This window comes from Undibacterium sp. YM2, assembly GCF_009937975.1.
Classification (GTDB): Bacteria; Pseudomonadota; Gammaproteobacteria; order Burkholderiales; family Burkholderiaceae_D; genus Undibacterium.
Genome location: NZ_AP018441.1, coordinates 134,442 through 153,442 on the forward strand (window position 1 = coordinate 134,442; position 19,001 = coordinate 153,442).

The following is a 19,001-nucleotide window of genomic DNA, read 5'->3' on the forward strand; positions in this document are numbered from 1 at the left end:
CACACTACCCGCATTGATAAAGTAGTGCCTGAAAGCTGGTTATTACGCGACACGGCTACCGCAAGGCGGGAGGGGAATTCGTTGACTTGGAAAGGAAAACTGTCTGGGTGGCTGGATAGCAGAAAATACAGGTAGTCTTATTACCTGATCTGCAGAGTCGCAGGCCAGATGCATTATTGAACCAGAGGGCAAGGGATTCATGGTGGGGGCAAGAGTTCGCAGGAAGTGCATAAAAAAATTCTGAGCAGCCAAACTCAAAATTTTTTAATTCAATTTGGAAAGCTTTCCAAATAATTTTAAATCAAATCAACTTTAGATTGAGCATGCAAAAACATGAGTAAAAATCTTCTTCATGCAGTGCCTGGACTGGTTGCTCAGTTGCACCGCGCAGACTTCAATAGTGATTTCCTGTGGGGTACAGCGACTTCTGCTTACCAGATAGAGGGGGCGGCTGCCACAGATGGCCGTGTTCCTTCCATCTGGGACAGTTTTTGCGATAAGCCGGGAACCATACGTGACGGCAGCAGCGGTGCAGTAGCCTGTGACCATTATCACCATTGGTCTGAAGACCTGGATATTGCTCAGAGTCTGGGTAGCAATGCTTACCGTTTTTCCATTTCTTGGCCGCGCATCTTTTCTGGCCCTGGCGGCAAACCAAACCCTGAAGGTCTGGCATTTTATTCACGTCTGGTCGATGGCATGCTGGAACGCGGCTTGCAACCCTGGGCCACTCTGTATCACTGGGATTTGCCACAATACCTGCAAGACCAGGGCGGCTGGGCATCGCGCGATACCGTGCATGCTTTTGTCGAATTTGCCGATGTCATCACTGAACACCTGGGTGACAGGGTCAAGCACTGGATCACCCACAATGAACCCTGGTGTACAGCCATGCTGGGTCATGCCGACGGCATACATGCGCCGGGTATCAAAGACTTCAAAATGGCAATCCAGGTTTGCCATCATGTATTGCTATCGCATGGTCTGGCTACGCCCGTCATACGGGCCAATGTTGCTGACGCGAGAGTGGGTCTGGCGCTGAATCTGCATCCTATCTCTGCCGCCAGTGACAAGCCTGAGGACTTTGCCGCTGCCCGCCTGCATGATGGCTTGCGCAACCGCTGGTATCTTGATCCCCTGTATGGCCGTGGTTACCCTCAGGATGTCTGGCAGGCACTGGGAGATCATGCGCCGGTGGTGCACGAAGGTGATCTGCAGGCCATGGCAGTTTCTACTGATTTTCTGGGCGTGAATTTCTACTTTCCTGAAATCATAGAACACGCACCCGGTGCATCTCCACTGAACACGCGTCTGGTTGATGCTGTAGGAGTGGAACGCACGGCATTTGGTTGGGAAATTGCACCAGAAGGCATGACAACTTTGCTAAAACGCATACAGGACGATTATCAGCCGCATGCCATGTACATCACAGAGAATGGTGCAACCTATGATGATTATCTCGATGCTGATGGTCAGGTCAAGGATGAATTGCGCCGCGATTACCTGATACGCCATCTGCTGGCTGTCAAGGAAGCAATACGCCTGGGTTGCCAGGTCAAAGGCTATTTCCTCTGGAGCTTGCTGGATAACTTCGAATGGGCAGAGGGCTGTTCACGCAGATTCGGTATTGTATATGTTGATTTCATCACGCAAAAGCGCACGCCAAAACTGAGTGCGCATTGGTACCGCGACTTCTTGCTGGGAACAGAAGCAGCAATAGGCGCAACGACTAAGGCAAAGACAGCAGCTGCCGCAACGCAGCAAAGCCAGGAATCTTCAGCGGCATAGATAGACAAAAAGATAGACAAAAAACAGACGCGATCAATATACCCGCGACCTTGCAGGATAAAGCGGCCTGTATCTGAATTACATTTTCATTGACAAAAAGAAACGGGGTAGTACTATGTTTTTTCGATAAAATTGGAAACCTTCCCATTAAAATATTTGAGTTTGAATATTTCATTATGGGTGATGCAGGACAGTGTTTTCAGCAGTACATGTGCATGGCGCAAAGACGCCAGCCAAAACAAAAAATACCAGTAAGACGCGCATGCAAGATCATGTGCGGACCACGGCGACCGCAAGCGCACGCCGATAACTGAAAAAAATATGGGAGACATGATGTTTCATCAAATAACCAAGCGTACCCTGATCAGCCTGGCTGTCGCCAGCGTCTGCGCGCAACTGACAACTTATGCATGGGCACAAGATCAGGAAAGCAGCAAAACGGCAGAAGTAGAGAGCAAGTCCAAAGCAAAAAAATCAGACGCAGATAAGTCCGAAGTGCAGGAAATCACAGTTACCGCTACCCGCCGCGCCACGTCATTGTTAAAAACGCCATTGGCCGTCACTGCCTTTAGCCAGGAAAAACTGAGCAAGCAAGGCATCACCAATCTGGCTGGCATCTCTGGCGAATTGCCGAACGTGCAGATGGATGGTCAGGCCAATGACTCAGCAGTCAAGATCACCATACGCGGTATTACCGCCACCAACTTTACCGAGATTGGTGACCCCTCAGCAGGCCTGCATATCGATGGCCTGTATTCGCCACGCCCGCAAGGCGCGCAGGCTTTGATGTTTGACCTGGACCAGGTAGAAGTCTTGCGTGGTCCACAAGGTACATTGTTTGGTCGTAATTCGACTGCAGGCAGTATCAACATCATCCCGGCCAAGCCAGAATTTGGTTCTACCTATGGCAGTGCCTCATTTGAAACCGGCAGCCTGAATCTGCGCAATCTGAATGTCATACAGAATATTGCCGTCGGTGACAATCTGGCCCTGCGTGCCACCCTGATGAAAGTCACCAGGGACAGCCCGTTCAACCAGATGCAGGATTTCTCGGAAGCGAATATCCCGGCGCTGGGCTGGAAACCAGATGGTATACCCGACGTGACCCAGCGCTTCAATAGCAAGGTATCCAAGGCAGATGGCTATAATAACCAGAACCAGTGGGCAGGTCGCCTGGCCGCACGGTTGAAAGTGAACAAGGATCTGGAATGGCAACTCGCCTACGAACACTTTCAGGATTCAGGTGCAGGCTACATAGGCATGCGAGATTGCGACCAGGCTGCTGGCACACGCTGGGCCTGTGTGCGTGGTCAATATGATGTGCTCATCAATGTGCCTGGTAAAGTGGATATGTCAATTGACACGGTGCGTTCCAAAGCGTTGTGGAACGTGAACAAGAACACTTCGCTGGAATATGGTTTTGTGTATGCAAACCAAAGGCGTAGCCAGGTGCATGACGATGATGGTGGCGTCTCGCCCTACGATTTTGAAGTCACAGGCCGCAATCCTGTCGATGGCAACTGGTCAGTCTGGCCTATCTCGGATAACCTCACGCGTACCCTGAATTCCAAATACCTGTCCACCGTCCATGAGTTGCAACTGAAGCAGAGCTTTGACAACTGGCAATATGTGGCCGGTGCATTCTGGATGCATGAAAAGAATGCCATCAACTTTGGCCAGGAACAGATGCACTATGGTCCTAACAATATCCCTATCAGTCAGTTCTACGCCCAGCCTGACCGTCAGATAGATTCCAAGGCTCTTTTCGCGCAGGCAGACTGGAAATTCACTCCGGTCTGGACAGCCACGGTAGGTGCACGCTACACACGCGATACCAAGACTGACGTAGGTGGTATGAACTATGGCGGCAATAGTTGGGGTGGACAAAGCTATGGCTACTACAATGGCATGTTTGACTATGGCGTTCCAGGTACTGACAGTTACCGCACACCGAATGGCAATCAGATCACACCGCAAATGGGTACGCTGGGTGGTGCAGCCGCCTATGCAGGGTATGGTCCTGGCACCAATAATGACCATAGTGACAGCTGGAGCAAAGGCACTTACCGCCTTGGCTTGCAGGCACAACTGACACCAAGCGACATGGTGTATGCAGCCTTGGCGACCGGTTATAAATCCGGTGGCTTTGGCGACCGTACTAACAAGTGCGGCCAGACTACCTGCGTGTATGGTGACAACAAGAAAGAGCAGATCACTTACCTGACCTACAAGCCAGAAACCGTCACCAATTTCGAATTGGGCTACAAAGGCAAATTGCTGGATAACCGCCTGGCCCTGTCCGTGGTTCTGTTCGCCATGCAGTACAAGGACATGCAACAGACTGGCAGCAACTTCCTGGCCAAGGTTACTACGCCAGACAACCTGCCTTGTCCTTCATGGGCGCCAACTTGTGACGTGACTACTGCGTGGCAAACCGTCAACGTTGCCAAGGTCAATCTGTCGGGGATAGAAACCGAGTGGGATTATCGTCCATGGCCGGGTGCCAAACTCGGCGGCTTCTTCAGTTATCTGAAAAGCGTGATCCATGATTATGATTCTTATGATGATGGCTATGCCTGTGATCAGCGTGCAGAGTTTGGTGCAGTCCCTTGCCCGGCAGTTTATCTGGGTACCGATGACAGGTTGCGTGGCCGCCGTGCCTATAACCTGGAAGGCAATCAAATGCCGAATGCGCCCAAGTTCACCTTTGGCATGAACTTCTCGCAAGAGTTTGCACTCGACAATGGTTACACGCTGACGCCATGGATAGGGATGCGTTGGCAAGATAAGGTGTATTTTGACTTGCGCAATTTCGATAACGCCCATATCGGCCTGACGCAAAAAGCTTATGCCAAAGGCGATTTGTCATTGAAGCTGGTAGCGCCAAATGACAAATGGTTTGTCGAAGCCTACGTGCGTAATTTCACCGATGCCAAGGCCAAGACAAATGGCTGGAATGCAGGTGGTGGGAAAATGGGAGCGAGTTATATAGACCAGCGCTCTTTTGGCATCAAGGTAGGTGCAAGTTATTAAGCAATGAAGACCTGATGGATGCATGCATCATCCATCAGGTTTTTTTGATTTTACAATTTGCAAAACGGCAGACAACATGAAAAAACGAATTTCCTTGCCAGCATGCCTGACTTCCCTGAGTTTATTGCTGCTCACCGCTTGCGGGGGCAGCAGCAACCTCGTGCAAACGCAAGTCGCACCAAGTTTGCAGCACGGCTGGGAACTGGTCTGGGCCGATGAATTTGCCGCTGACAAGCTGGATTTGCAGAGCTGGCAGATAGAAACCGGCGGGCACGGCTGGGGTAATCATGAACTGGAAAACTACACAGCCCGCAAGGAAAATCTCAGGCTGGAAAATGGCATGCTGGTCATCGAGGCCAGGCAAGAAAAATTTGCTGGCAGTGATTACACCTCGGCACGCATCAAGACCGCTGGTTTGCGCGAGTTCACTTATGGCCGTTTCGAGGCACGTATCAAGATACCCGCAGGCCAGGGTGTCTGGCCTGCATTCTGGCTGCTGGGTACGGAGGCTAGTGTTGCTGGCTGGCCAGAGCGCGGCGAAATAGACATTATGGAAAACATAGGCAAGGAGCCTGCGACCAGCTATGCCACCCTGCATGGGCCTGGCTATTACGGAGCCACTGGCTTTGGTGGTTCAAAAAAACTTGTGCAGGGCAAACTGGCTGATGACTTTCACATTTATTCCGTAGAGTGGGATGCGACGCAGATACGCTGGTATCTTGATGGTCAGCTATATCATCAGGCCAGCCCCGCGACCGTGCCGGGAAAGTGGGTATTTGACCATGGATTTTTCATTGTACTGAATCTTGCCATAGGTGGTGATTGGCCAGGCGCGCCGGATGCAAATACCATATTCCCGCAACAGATGCTGGTAGATTATGTGCGCGTATATAAAAGAAAAACATGAACGCAAAGATTCGACGTATAAACTAAGTACCATCAATAAAGAGACAAAAGCGAATCAGCAGATTCCTTCCATAATAAAGAGCAAACCATGATGAAATTGAAGCGTAAGAGTATACATATCAGTTCTGCCATCCTGCTGGCATATGGAGCAAGCCACGCCTTTGCGGCAGACACGGCAAATCAGTACGGACCGGGCAAGATGCCTGACAAGAATCTGGCAGTGTGGCCGCAAGTCCAGAGCGTCATCCGCAAAGACCCGGATATCGAGGCAAAGGTCGCGGCTATCGTCGCAGGTATGACGCTGGAACAAAAAATAGGCCAGATGACGCAACCAGAAATCAAGGCCATTACACCGGATGACGTACGCCGCTATTACCTGGGCTCTGTCCTGAATGGCGGCGGTAGCTGGCCAGACCGCAATAACAAACATGGTACTGCGGCTGACTGGGTTGCCCTGGCAGATAAATATTATGAAGCTTCAATGGCGACTGACATGGCTGTCAAAGTGCCGGTGGTCTGGGGCATAGACGCGATACATGGTAATAGCAATGTGTATGGTGCGACCCTGTTCCCGCACAATATCGGCCTGGGTGCCGCGCACAATCCGCAACTGGCGGCGCAGATAGGCCGCTCCATGGGCAAGTCTGTGCGAGCCACCGGCATCGCCTGGGTGTTTGGCCCTACGCTGGCGGTAGTGCGTGATGACAGATGGGGCCGCACTTATGAAAGTTTTTCTGAAGACGGTGCACTGGTGCGTCAGTATGCGGGTGAATATGTCAAAGGCTTGCAGGGCTCCTTCATGGATGATGGCAATGTGATTGCCACTGCCAAGCATTTCATGGGCGATGGCGGCACTGATCAGGGCAAGGACAGGGGTGTGAATCTGTCCAGCAACGCGCAGATGCTCAATACGCATGCGCAAGGCTATCTGACAGCACTGGCAGCAGGCGCACAAACTGTGATGGCATCCTACAATAGCTGGAACGATAAAGCCTCAGGCGCAGATTACGGCAAAATGCACGGCAGCAAGGCGCTGCTGACTGATGTACTCAAAACAAAAATGGGCTTTGATGGCTTTATCGTCACCGACTGGAATGGCATAGCAGAAGTACCCGGCTGCCGCAATGACAGTTGCGCACAAGCGATCAATGCCGGCATAGACATGGTCATGGTACCGGATGACTGGAAAGCCTTCATCAGCAATACCATAGCCCAGGTCAAGTCTGGCGAGATACCCATGAGCAGGATAGATGATGCAGTAACCCGCATCATCCGCGTCAAATTACGCACTGGCCTGTTCGGCAAAAAACCCTCCGACAATACCTATGCAGGCAAGCAGGATGCCCTGCAAGACCGTGAGCTGGCCAGACAGGCCGTGCGCGAATCCCTGGTCTTGTTGAAGAATGATGGCGCGACACTGCCATTGGCAAGCAACAAGAAAATCCTGGTGGTCGGCAAGACTGCGGACGATATCTCCAACCAGACTGGTGGCTGGTCACTGACCTGGCAGGGTACGGATAACAAGAATGCAGACTTCCCGAATGCTGACTCGATACTGACAGGCATAAAGGCTGCCGTGGGTGATGCCAATGTGGAATTCAGTGCCGATGCCAAGGGTGTTGATGTCAGCCGCTTTGATGCCGTGATTGCCGTCATCGGTGAAACACCATACGCAGAAATGTATGGTGATATAGGCCCCTCCGGTAATTTGCGTCATAGCAGCCGCTACCCGGAAGACCTGGCGGTGTTGCAGGCCGTGGCTGGCAAGGGCAAGCCCGTTGTCACGCTGTTTGTCTCTGGCCGCCCTCTATACGTGAATGACCTCATGAACCTGTCAGACAGCTTCGTTGCCGCCTGGCTGCCAGGTTCAGAAGGCAAGGGCGTGGCCGATGTCTTGTTCCGTGCTGCAGATGGCAAAGTGGCGCATGACTTCAAGGGCACACTGTCATTCTCATGGCCCAAGTCTGTCTGCCAGGCCAGTTTGAATTTTGATGATGCGAATTACTCACCGCTGTTCAAGTTAGGCTATGGCCTCACGTATACCAGCAAGAGTAAATTGGGTAGGCTTGACAGCAAATACCCGTCCGGTGGCTGTGGTGTAACGAATGCCTACCCAGTATTCAGTCAGGCTGACCGTGCGACTTATCCTCTGTATGTTGTCAGTGGCAATGAGCAGCAGGCAGTGGGATCAGACCTGAACCGTGTATTGAATATGAAAGGCATTAGCGTACAAACCTCACAAGTGAATAGTCAACAAGATGCCAAGCTCGTGAGCTGGAGTGGTGCAGCGCGCGTGGAAGCCCGCGCAGCGCAAGGCAAAGCCATACCTGCCTTCGCTACAAAAGATGGTGCATTGAGCTTTGACACTATCGTGGCTACCGTACCTGCTGGCACGGTCAGTTTGTCCATGCAATGTGGTAATCATTGCAGCGCCAGTGTGGATGTGACCGAAGCGTTCAAACGCCTCGCAGGCAAAAAAGAAAAGCAGACGATCAAAGTTCCCCTGTCCTGCTTCACTGGCAAAGGTCTCAAGCTGACTAATGTCGATATTCCATTTGCCATCAGCAGTAATGCAGCTTTCAGTGCTGCCTTTACGAATATACAGATAGTCGGTGGCGCAGCCAAAGAACCGGACGTCTTGAGTTGCGCAGAGCTGAAATGATGTCCAGTCAGAAGATCACCCCGATTTACCCGCGCCTGCTGGCCGATATAGGCGGCACCAATGCCCGTTTTGCGCTTGAAACCGCAGAGCGTCAGTTTGAGGCGGTCAGCGTGCTGGCATGTGCAGACTATGCCAGTTTGCCGGATGCAATACGCAGTTACCTGGGTAGTGCCGCAGTCAACCAGATGCAGATCAGGCATGCCGCTATCGCCATTGCCAATCCCATTGATGGTGATTGCGTGCGCATGACCAATCATCACTGGAGTTTTTCTATTTCTGTCGTGCGCGCGCAGCTTGATCTCAGCAGCCTGCTCGTTATCAATGATTTTACGGCCCTGGCCATGGCCTTGCCTTATCTTGATGCCAGTCAGTTACAAAAAATCGGTGGCGGCCAGGATGTGCCGGGTACGGCCATAGGCCTGATAGGCGCAGGTACTGGTCTGGGTGTTTCCGGCATTATCCCGGCCGGTAACTCCTGGGCACCCTTGTCCAGCGAAGGTGGTCATGCGAGTTTTGCGCCGACCAACCGCGAAGAAATGCACATACTCGAAACATTGTGGCAGCAGTATGAGCATGTGTCGGCAGAACGCCTGCTATCCGGCCGGGGGCTTGAGCTGATCTGCAACGTGATTTCCGGCAAGACGCTTGAGGCGGCAGACATCACACGCCGGGCACTGGATGGCAGTTGTGCCGATTGCCTGCGCACGGTTGAACACTTTTGCTCGATTCTCGGCAGCGTGGCTGGCAATGTCGCGCTGACACTTGGCGCAACGGGTGGCATGTATATAGGTGGCGGCATCGTTCCCAGGCTAGGGCGCTTGTTTGCTACCTCGGCGTTTCGTCAGCGCTTTGAAGCCAAGGGGCGGCTCAGTGGCTTTCTCGCGCAGATACCGACTTACCTGATCACGGAAGAATACCCCGCCTTCCTCGGTGTATCAGCCATGCTGGCCGATCATCTTGGCAAGCAAGAAAAAAATTAAAACCAAGGAGATGCATGATGGAAACTTCACTACCCGCAGGCGTTGCAGCCACGTCTGATGGCAATGCCGATAATGCCAGAAGCCAGACCAGTTCTCTCGTCATCGTGACGATTTTGTTTTTCATGTGGGGTTTTTTGACTTCACTCAATGATGTGCTGATTCCGCATCTGAAATCGATATACACACTCAGTTATGTGCAGGCGACACTGGTACAGTTCTGCTTCTTTGGTGCTTACTTCATAGTCTCCATCCCTGCCGGCATGCTGATCAGGAAGATCGGCTACCAGCATGGTGCGGTGACTGGTCTCGTCATAGCTGCCAGCGGTTGTGCGATGTTCTATCCTGCTTCCATGGGCAGCTATGCTCTGTTCCTGCTGGCGTTTTTTATCCTGGCTTCCGGCATTACGATTTTGCAGGTGGCTGCCAACCCTTATGTCACGGTACTCGGTGAAGCCAGGACTGCATCGAGCCGCCTGACGCTGACACAGGCTTTCAACTCCCTTGGCACCACAGTGGCCCCTGTTCTCGGTGGCATTTTGATTTTGTCCGGTGCCGCCTTGACAGCAGCCGAGATAGCGCAGTTGCCAGCGTCAGAGCAAATCAGCTATCGTGCCAGCGCTGGCGCTGCCGTGCAGATGCCTTATCTGCTGCTCGCAGGTGCACTGTTGTTGCTGGCAGTCTTGTTTGCCTTTGCCCGCCTGCCTAAAATTACCCATGCAGTAGATAGCGATGCTGCCACCAGTAGCAGTAAAACATCGGTGTTTGCACATACGCATCTGCTGATGGGGGCAATTGGTATATTCCTGTATGTCGGTGGTGAGGTCAGCATAGGCAGCTTCCTCATCAATTTCCTTGGGGAGTCTGATGTTGGTGGCCTGACACCTGCGCTTGCCGCGCACTATGTCAGTTTTTACTGGGGCGGGGCGATGGTGGGGCGTTTCATTGGCTTTGCCGTCATGCGCAAGCTCAGCCCTGGCAAAACGCTGGCATTCAATTCTGCGGCTGCCATCATCCTGATCCTGACGGCGATCTACAGCCATGGCTCAATGGCCATGTGGGCGATACTGGCAGTTGGTTTGTGCAATTCCATCATGTTCCCTACCATCTTCAGCATGGCCCTGAACAAGCTGGGACCTTTGACAGGGCAGGGCTCAGGTATTTTGTGCATGGCAATAGTTGGTGGTGCGCTGGTACCTTTCCTGCAAGGCTATCTGGCTGACAGCATAGGTTTGCACACATCTTTCTATGTGCCTGCTGCCTGTTATACCTTCATCCTGTATTTCGGTCTGCGTTATGCGGGCATGTATTCTACCCAGAAATAGTCACTTCTTCCTTACAGGGGAGATTCGGGAGCTTCATGCTCCCGTTTTTTTATTTCCCTTGCGCTCAATGACTATCATTTTTAATGATACCCCTATTTTAATTCCATATTTTCCACAAGCGCGTATTCAACCTACACTGTGAACACAGCAGATTTCAAAGGAAGTCGAAGAAGCGCTGCAGCGAAATTTCGAAAGCTTCTTTTGATGTCTCTTTGATCCGGACAAAAGGAAATTCAGGCATGGCCGTTGTATTTGACATAATCAAATACGACAGGCGTAATGTCTTGACATCGAATTTTGTCCAGGATTCGAATAAAATGGTAGTTATCACTACCAACGCAACGAGAGCCTATCTCTGATACCTCGCTATAGGTTCCGAGCAAAATTGTGTCTTACCGGATACAACGCATGCTCTTTGCGATCTAAATCACAAATTTTGGAGCCACCTTATGTCATCCGACACCACCCTGGAGTCTGCTGGACTCTCGTCCCTGCCGTCCCCGTCGTCTTCCGCTAAAGAAGTCCATACCGAGCCTGTCCAGGATGCGCTCGAAGCCAGCCAGATTACCAGCCCCCCGCAATTGAATGATGTGCAACTTGACGATAAATATACGTCGAACAGCGGCACGATCTTTTTGTCAGGCATACAAGCCCTGGTAAGGCTGCCCATGATGCAGCGCCAGCGCGACCAGGCTGCGGGGCTGAATACGGCGGGATTTATTTCCGGCTATCGTGGTTCCCCCCTGGGTGGCCTGGATGAAACATTGTGGAAAACCAAGAAACTGCTGGAGCAAAACCATGTGCAGTTCGTGCCTGGCGTCAATGAAGACCTGGCCGCAACCGCAGTATGGGGCTCGCAAACGGTAGACCTGATAGGCCCGGCCAAATACGATGGTGTATTTGGTATGTGGTATGGCAAGGGCCCGGGTGTCGATCGTAGTGCTGACGTCTTCAAGCACATGAACCATGCGGGCACATCCAAACACGGTGGCGTCCTGCTGGTGGCTGGTGATGACCATGGCGCTTACTCTTCGACACTGCCACACCAGTCCGACCATATTTTCTCGGCCTGCATGATTCCCATGCTCTACCCCAGCAATGTGCAGGAATACCTGGACCTGGGCCTGCATGCATGGGCCATGTCGCGTTTTTCTGGTTGTGCAGTCGGCTTCAAGGCGCTGGCAGATACCGTGGAGTCCACTTCCTCGGTGGATGCCGACCCTTTCCGCCTGCAAATCAAGATACCGCAAGACTTTGTCATGCCTGAAGGTGGTCTGAACACCCGTTTGTCTCTGGATACCCTGGGCATACAGGCGCGCAAGCAGGAAGCCCTGATGCAGGATTACAAAATCTATGCAGCCCTGGCCTATGCCCGCATCAACAAACTCAATCATGTCACCATAGACAGCCCGACTGCACGTCTGGGCATCGTTGCCTCCGGCAAGTCTTACCTCGATGTGCTGGAAGCGCTGGAAGAACTGGGCATCGATGAGAAATTCGCAGCCGAGATAGGCATACGCCTGTTCAAGGTATCCATGCCCTGGCCGCTGGAGCCGGATGGCGTGCGTGAATTCGCCCAGGGTCTTGATGAAATTCTGGTAGTCGAAGAAAAACGCCAGATGGTGGAGTACCAGCTCAAGGAACAGTTATACAACTGGCGCGACGATGTGCGCCCGCGCGTTATCGGCAAGTTCGATGAAAAAGGCGAATGGGTACATCCGCGTGGTGAATGGTTGCTGACGTCCAAAGCAGATTTCTCGGTAGCGCAAATTGCCCGTGTGATTGCCTCACGCATTGCTCGCTTCCATACCAGTGACCTCATCAAGGCGCGCCTGGCATTTCTGGAAGCCAAGGATGTCGTGCTCAGCAAGCAGGTCAATACACCGGCACGCCCGGCTTACTATTGCTCAGGCTGCCCGCACAATACTTCGACCAAGGTGCCGGAAGGCAGCTTGGCACTGGCTGGCATCGGTTGCCACGTCATGGCAACCGCGATTTACCCTGAATTCAATAAACTGACTACCCATATGGGCGGTGAAGGTGCGCCGTGGATAGGGCAGGCCGCATTCTCGACCTTGCCGCATGTATTCCAGAACCTTGGTGATGGCACTTATTTCCATTCCGGGTATCTGGCAATACGCGCAGCCGTTGCTGCCAAGGTCAATATCACCTACAAGATTTTGTATAACGATGCCGTGGCAATGACGGGTGGTCAACCTGTTGATGGCATCATCAGTGTACCGATGATGGCGCAACAGATGGCGGCAGAAGGTGTCAAGCGCATCGCCCTGGTGACTGAGGATTTGTCACGTTACACAGACCGTTCCAACCTGCCCAGCTTTTTAACCCTGCATGACCGCAAGGACATGGATGCCGTACAACGCGAATTGCGCGAGATACCTGGCGCAACGGTGCTCATTTATGACCAGACCTGCGCCGCCGAAAAACGCCGTCGCCGCAAAAAAGGCGAATTCCCTGACCCTAATCAGCGGATGTTCATCAATGAAGCAGTTTGCGAAGGCTGTGGTGACTGCGGTGTGCAATCCAACTGTACGTCCATCATGCCGGTGGAAACCGAATTTGGCCGCAAGCGCAGCATAGATCAGTCGTCCTGCAACAAGGATTATTCCTGCGTCAAGGGTTTCTGCCCCAGCTTTGTCACGGTAGAAGGTGGCAAGCTGGTCAAATCCAAGACCGGTACAGCAAAGACAGATGATTTTGGCGCATTGCCAGAACCGCAATTGCCAGCCTGTGAAAGCTCTTACAATATCTTGTTGAACGGCATAGGCGGCACTGGTGTCATCACGGTCGGTGCCTTGCTGGGCATGGCGGCGCATCTTGAAGGCAAGGGCGCATCCGTGCTCGACATGACAGGCATGTCGCAAAAAAATGGCTCGGTGACTTCGCATATACGCATCGTCAACCAGGCTGGCAAATTGCGTGCACAGCGTATAGCAACGGGCGAAGCTGACCTGATACTGGGCTGCGATATCCTGACCGCTGGTGCACATGATGCCATTTCCAAAATGCGTGCAGGCCGTACCCGTGCCGTCATCAATACTCATGAACAACCGACCGGCCCATTTGCGAAGAACCCTGACTGGCAATTCCCGCTGGAGTCAGTTGAACACCTGATTTCTGAATCAGTCGGTGGCAATGTTGATTTCATTAATGCGACCAAACTGGCAACTGCCTTGATGGGTGACTCTATCGCCACCAATTTGTTCATGCTCGGCTTTGCTTACCAGAAGGGCGCTATACCCGTATCTGAAACAGCCTTGCTGCGCGCCATAGAACTTAATGGTGTGGCGATTGAGGCCAACAAGAAAGCCTTCCTCTGGGGCCGCCGTGCAGCGGTGGATTTTGCCCGCGTAGAAAAAATCGCCGTCCCTGGCCAGCCTGTCGTCATCCAGATGCCGCAAAGCCTGGACGCCCTCATCAAGCGCCGCATTGCGGTATTGACGGATTACCAGAACGCCGCTTACGCCCAGCAATATGCTGACCTGGTTGACAAGGTACGCAAGGCTGAATCTGCATTAAATGCCGGTAACAAGTTCAGCATGGCAGTCGCCAAATACGCGTTCAAGCTTATGGCCTACAAGGATGAGTATGAAGTCGCACGTCTATATACCAATGGCGACTTCACAGCAAAACTGAAGCAACAGTTTGAAGGCGACTTCAGCCTGAAATTCAATCTGGCTCCTCCTATCTTTTCGAAGAAGGACGGGCAAGGTCATCTGGTCAAGGCGCAATATGGTTCCTGGGTCTGGCAGGCATTCAAGCTGCTGGCCAAGCTCAAGGGCTTGCGTGGTACGGCACTGGATATTTTTGGTCGCACAGAAGAACGCAAGGCTGAACGTGCACTCATTGTTGAATACGCCGCCCTGATGGAAAAGCTGGCTGCTGGTTTGAATACAGACAACCTTGAACAGGCCGTCGCCTTGGCTAGCCTGCCTGAAAAGATACGCGGTTACGGCCATGTCAAAGAAAAGGCCACGCAGGCGTATCATGCAGAGAAAGCAGTTTTACTGAAGCCTCAAAATACAACAGTGATCAAGGAAGTGTCGCGCGTAGCGTGAACGATGATCAGGCCAGGCTCACTTTTGTGAAAGTGAGCCTGGCTGAATGTTGCAGAACAAGCTGACTAAAACTTTATTCTGTTCCGTATGTTCAAAAAACTCTTGTTGATATCAATAGCCGCATCTGGCCTGTGCATGGCAACTGCCAATGCTGCACCAGCCTCAATTCTGCGCCTCTACTTACCTCGGCTGGCGCTGGCGAGGGAAGATGGCGAACGGCTTACTGAATTCAAACTGACGCAAGCCTGCGGAGAATTCTGGGGCTTGGCAGGCATCCCTAAAGACTGGAGTGTGGAAATTATCAGCCCCAGCTCTGGCACTGCGGTCTTGCATGCCAGCGCAGGCCATGGTGCTTCCAGTCTGTTTGATGTGCGCACATGGAATGGGGTGGTACACATAGCGGGTGCTCATGCTAGCTGCAAGGACTTGAGTGTGGTGCTTGTCACCGAGACAGGTGACAGACGCAAGGAATACCAATTGTCAGGGCGTGAATTGCAATTGCGCAAGTGAACGATGCAATTAAGCAGAATATTCAAGCGGGGTACTTAATGCAAGAATTGCCAATAAACCAATATGAATGAATACATGCAATCGATGAATTGCATGAAAAACATGATTTCAATTTTTAATTGACGTTTACGTTAACGTCATATAACTTAGCATAACCCAAACGCAGTGAAGATTTGCTAAAAAAGCAATAATCATTGTGATAAAACAAGACCGATGAGGAAGACATGACTGACCTGTCCGTTGCCCAGAACCTGACTGAATACAAACCTGCCAACAAAGTGCGCTTTGTTACCGCCGCTTCCCTGTTCGATGGCCATGATGCCTCGATCAATATCATGCGCCGCATCCTGATGGCGAATGGTGCAGAAGTGATCCATCTGGGCCATAACCGTTCGGTAGAAGAAATCGTCACTGCTGCCCTGCAGGAAGATGCCCAGGGCATTGCCATTTCCAGTTACCAAGGTGGCCACGTCGAATACTTCAAATACATGATAGACCTGCTCAAGCAACGCGGCGGCGCACATATCAAGGTATTTGGCGGCGGCGGTGGTGTCATCGTGCCGGAAGAAATAGCAGACCTGCATGCCTATGGTGTAACCCGTATTTTCAGCCCTGAAGATGGCCAGCGCATGGGCCTGGTGGGCATGATACTGTCGATGATACAGGCGTGTGATAGTGACCTCTCTGGCTATGCACCAACGACGCTGGCAGTATTGCAGCAAGGCGATATCGCCGACAAACACCGCCCGCTGGCGCAATTGATTACCGCGCTGGAAAACGACAAGGTCGCGCCAGAATTGCGAACGCAATTGACGGATGCAGCAAAAGCCAGCAAGACACCAACCCTGGGTATCACGGGTACTGGTGGCGCCGGTAAATCTTCACTGACAGATGAACTCATACGTCGCATACGCCTGGACCAGGATGATCACCTGAACATCGCCCTGATTTCAATCGACCCGTCGCGCCGCAAATCTGGCGGTGCTTTGCTGGGTGACCGCATACGCATGAATGCCATCAACCCATGGAAGGGCAAGCTCAAGGTCTTCATGCGTTCACTGGCAACCCGTGAAGCGGGTTCAGAAATTTCACAAGCTTTGCCAGATGTCATTGCAGCCTGCAAGGTTGCCGGTTTTGACCTGGTCATCGTCGAGACTTCCGGCATAGGCCAGGGTGATGCTGCCATCGTGCCGCATGTTGATGTCTCCATGTATGTCATGACACCAGAATTTGGTGCTGCGTCACAGCTGGAAAAAATCGATATGCTCGATTTTGCCGATTTTGTCGCCATCAATAAATTCGACCGCAAAGGCGCACAGGATGCCCTGCGCGATGTCGCCAAACAATACCAGCGCAACCGCGAATTGTGGTCGCAGAAGCCAGATGAAATGCCAGTCTATGGCACCCAGGCTTCACGCTTCAATGATGATGGCGTGACTGCCCTGTATCAAGGCATCTTGCCAGCACTGGTGCAACGCGGTTTGTTGGCCAAGCCCAGCAAGCTGGCAGCCATCAATGTCAAATATTCCAGTGCCAAGAATGTCATCGTGCCACCGGCACGTAGCCGTTATCTGGCTGAGATTGCTGATACAGTACGCGCCTACCACAAGAATACTGGCAAGCAGGTCTTGATCGCCCGTGAACGCCAGCAACTGCAAGAAAGCAAGCGCATGCTGTCCGTGGCAGGCAAGTCGGCTGATTTTGATGATTTGATCACCGAGCGTGAAAATCGTCTGGATGGTGAATCCAAAAAACTCATCAGCATGTGGCCAGATATGCAGGCTGCTTACGCCGGTGATGAATATGTCGTCAAAATCCGCGACAAGGAAATCCGCACCCGCCTGGTACAGCAATCCCTGTCTGGCACCAAGATACGCAAGGTGGCATTGCCGCGCTTTGTCGATCACGGTGAAATCCTGCGCTGGTTGATGTTGGAAAATGTGCCCGGCTCTTTCCCCTTTACAGCCGGTGTGTTCGCTTTCAAACGCGAAGGTGAAGATCCTACGCGCATGTTTGCCGGTGAGGGGGACCCTTTCCGTACCAACCGTCGTTTCAAGCTGGTGTCGCAAGGCATGGATGCCAAACGCCTGTCGACCGCTTTTGACTCAGTGACTTTGTATGGCGCAGACCCGGCCATACGTCCTGATATCTACGGCAAGGTTGGTAATTCTGGTGTGTCTGTTGCGACGCTGGAAGACATGAAGGTCTTGTACGATGGCTTTGACCTGTGCGACCCAGCCACATCGGTATCCATGACCATCAATGGTCCGGCACCGACGATACTGGCTTTCTTCATGAACACTGCGATTGATCAGCAGATGGAAAAATTCCGCGTCGATAACAAACGCGAACCGACTGCCGATGAATCTGCCAAGATACGCGCCTGGGTATTGCAAAATGTCCGCGGCACGGTGCAGGCAGATATCCTCAAGGAAGACCAGGGCCAGAATACCTGCATCTTCTCGACAGAATTCTCGCTGAAGGTCATGGGCGATATCCAGGAATATTTCGTCCATCACCAGGTGCGCAATTTCTATTCTGTCTCCATCTCTGGTTACCATATTGCCGAAGCAGGCGCGAACCCGATTTCTCAACTCGCGTTCACGCTGTCGAATGGCTTCACCTTTGTCGAAGCTTATCTGGCACGCGGCATGCACATTGATGATTTTGCGGCCAACCTGTCCTTCTTCTTCAGCAATGGCATGGACCCTGAATACACGGTACTGGGACGCGTGGCACGCCGTATCTGGGCAGTGGCAATGCGTGACAAATATGGTGCGAATGACCGCAGCCAGAAACTGAAATATCATATCCAGACCAGTGGCCGTTCCCTGCATGCGCAAGAGATCGATTTCAACGACATCCGCACCACGCTGCAAGCCCTGATTGCGATCTACGATAACTGCAACAGCCTGCACACCAATGCCTATGATGAGGCCATCACCACACCGACTGATGAATCAGTACGCCGTGCCCTGGCTATCCAGCTCATCATCAACCGTGAGTGGGGTCTGGCGAAGAACGAGAACCCTATCCAGGGCAGTTTCATCATCGAGGAACTGACCGACATGGTAGAAGAAGCCGTGATGCAGGAGTTTGAACGCATCGCTGAACGCGGTGGTGTACTGGGTGCCATGGAAACCGGTTATCAGCGCGGCAAGATACAGGAAGAATCCATGCACTATGAACACCTGAAACATGACGGCACTCTGCCTATCATCGGTGTGAATACCTTCCGTAATCCTAAAGCCAATGACACGCCACAAAAGATAGAACTGGCGCGTTCTACTGAAGAGGAAAAGCAATCGCAGTTGCAACGCCTGGCAGATTTCCATAGCCGTCATGCGGACGTGGCACCGAAGGCGCTGGCGGCCTTGCAGCAGGCGGCGATCAATAATGAGAATGTGTTTGCCAAACTCATGGATGCGGCCAGGGTTTGTTCGCTTGGGCAGATTACGACTGCGTTGTTTGAGGTAGGTGGACAATATCGACGCAACATGTGATGTCACGCTGATAAATCCATTAAGCGGGCGCATTACTGCGTTGCAAATGCTCGCAATATCGACGTATTGCTGTGCTTTGCGCCTTGTACTGCATCCCGCTGAATGAATTTTTCAGCGTGCCACGGGTACGGTTTGCTGGCGGCGCTGCGCGCGCCTTTGTAAAACCGTTCAACTGTAGTTTTTATCCCGGACTTGTTCCGGGATTTTTGTTTTAACAG

General features: G+C 52.3%; 9 protein-coding genes. All 9 read left to right on the forward strand.

Annotated features, from left to right (window positions below; translation table 11 throughout):
- Positions 1-333 precede the first annotated feature (333 nt).
- On the forward strand, positions 334-1,788 hold the full coding sequence (locus tag UNDYM_RS00635) for a GH1 family beta-glucosidase (RefSeq protein ID WP_162039284.1): 1,455 nt from the start codon (positions 334-336) through the stop codon (positions 1,786-1,788).
- A 333-nt stretch (positions 1,789-2,121) separates the two neighbouring features.
- Positions 2,122-4,821 carry a TonB-dependent receptor gene (locus UNDYM_RS00640; protein WP_162039285.1) on the forward strand — a complete coding sequence of 900 codons (2,700 nt, stop codon included), beginning with the start codon at positions 2,122-2,124 and terminating at the stop codon, positions 4,819-4,821.
- Between the two features lie 76 nt (positions 4,822-4,897).
- The gene (locus tag UNDYM_RS00645; protein ID WP_162039286.1) at positions 4,898-5,728 is read left to right on the forward strand and encodes a family 16 glycosylhydrolase; all 831 of its coding nucleotides are present in this window, start codon (positions 4,898-4,900) and stop codon (positions 5,726-5,728) included.
- Positions 5,729-5,815: 87 nt separating this feature from the next.
- Positions 5,816-8,389 (forward strand): glycoside hydrolase family 3 protein, encoded by a 2,574-nt coding sequence (locus tag UNDYM_RS00650; RefSeq protein ID WP_232063655.1) that lies wholly within the window; start codon positions 5,816-5,818, stop codon positions 8,387-8,389.
- Positions 8,389-9,369: a glucokinase gene (locus UNDYM_RS00655; RefSeq protein WP_162039287.1), complete on the forward strand. Its 981-nt coding sequence runs from the start codon at positions 8,389-8,391 to the stop codon at positions 9,367-9,369. Before UNDYM_RS00650 ends, UNDYM_RS00655 begins: the two co-directional genes overlap by 1 nt.
- Before the next feature lie 14 nt (positions 9,370-9,383).
- Positions 9,384-10,691: a sugar MFS transporter gene (locus UNDYM_RS00660; RefSeq protein ID WP_370529424.1), complete on the forward strand. Its 1,308-nt coding sequence runs from the start codon at positions 9,384-9,386 to the stop codon at positions 10,689-10,691.
- A 449-nt stretch (positions 10,692-11,140) separates the two neighbouring features.
- Positions 11,141-14,770: an indolepyruvate ferredoxin oxidoreductase family protein gene (locus UNDYM_RS00665; RefSeq protein WP_162039289.1), complete on the forward strand. Its 3,630-nt coding sequence runs from the start codon at positions 11,141-11,143 to the stop codon at positions 14,768-14,770.
- An 87-nt stretch (positions 14,771-14,857) separates the two neighbouring features.
- Complete coding sequence (locus UNDYM_RS00670) at positions 14,858-15,280, forward strand: hypothetical protein (RefSeq protein WP_162039290.1); 423 nt, start codon at positions 14,858-14,860, stop codon at positions 15,278-15,280.
- 224 nt (positions 15,281-15,504) lie between these two features.
- Positions 15,505-18,783: a fused isobutyryl-CoA mutase/GTPase IcmF gene (gene icmF / locus UNDYM_RS00675; RefSeq protein ID WP_162039291.1), complete on the forward strand. Its 3,279-nt coding sequence runs from the start codon at positions 15,505-15,507 to the stop codon at positions 18,781-18,783.
- Positions 18,784-19,001 lie beyond the last annotated feature (218 nt).

Excerpts from the sequence above, each read along its gene's own strand:
- UNDYM_RS00635 (WP_162039284.1), top strand. The coding sequence starts at position 334 with ATGAGTAAAAATCTTCTTCATGCAGTGCCTGGACTGGTTGCTCAGTTG.
- UNDYM_RS00640 (WP_162039285.1), top strand. The coding sequence starts at position 2,122 with ATGTTTCATCAAATAACCAAGCGTACCCTGATCAGCCTGGCTGTCGCC.
- UNDYM_RS00645 (WP_162039286.1), top strand. The coding sequence starts at position 4,898 with ATGAAAAAACGAATTTCCTTGCCAGCATGCCTGACTTCCCTGAGTTTA.
- UNDYM_RS00650 (WP_232063655.1), top strand. The coding sequence starts at position 5,816 with ATGATGAAATTGAAGCGTAAGAGTATACATATCAGTTCTGCCATCCTG.
- UNDYM_RS00655 (WP_162039287.1), top strand. The coding sequence starts at position 8,389 with ATGTCCAGTCAGAAGATCACCCCGATTTACCCGCGCCTGCTGGCCGAT.
- UNDYM_RS00660 (WP_370529424.1), top strand. The coding sequence starts at position 9,384 with ATGATGGAAACTTCACTACCCGCAGGCGTTGCAGCCACGTCTGATGGC.
- UNDYM_RS00665 (WP_162039289.1), top strand. The coding sequence starts at position 11,141 with ATGTCATCCGACACCACCCTGGAGTCTGCTGGACTCTCGTCCCTGCCG.
- UNDYM_RS00670 (WP_162039290.1), top strand. The coding sequence starts at position 14,858 with ATGTTCAAAAAACTCTTGTTGATATCAATAGCCGCATCTGGCCTGTGC.
- icmF (WP_162039291.1), top strand. The coding sequence starts at position 15,505 with ATGACTGACCTGTCCGTTGCCCAGAACCTGACTGAATACAAACCTGCC.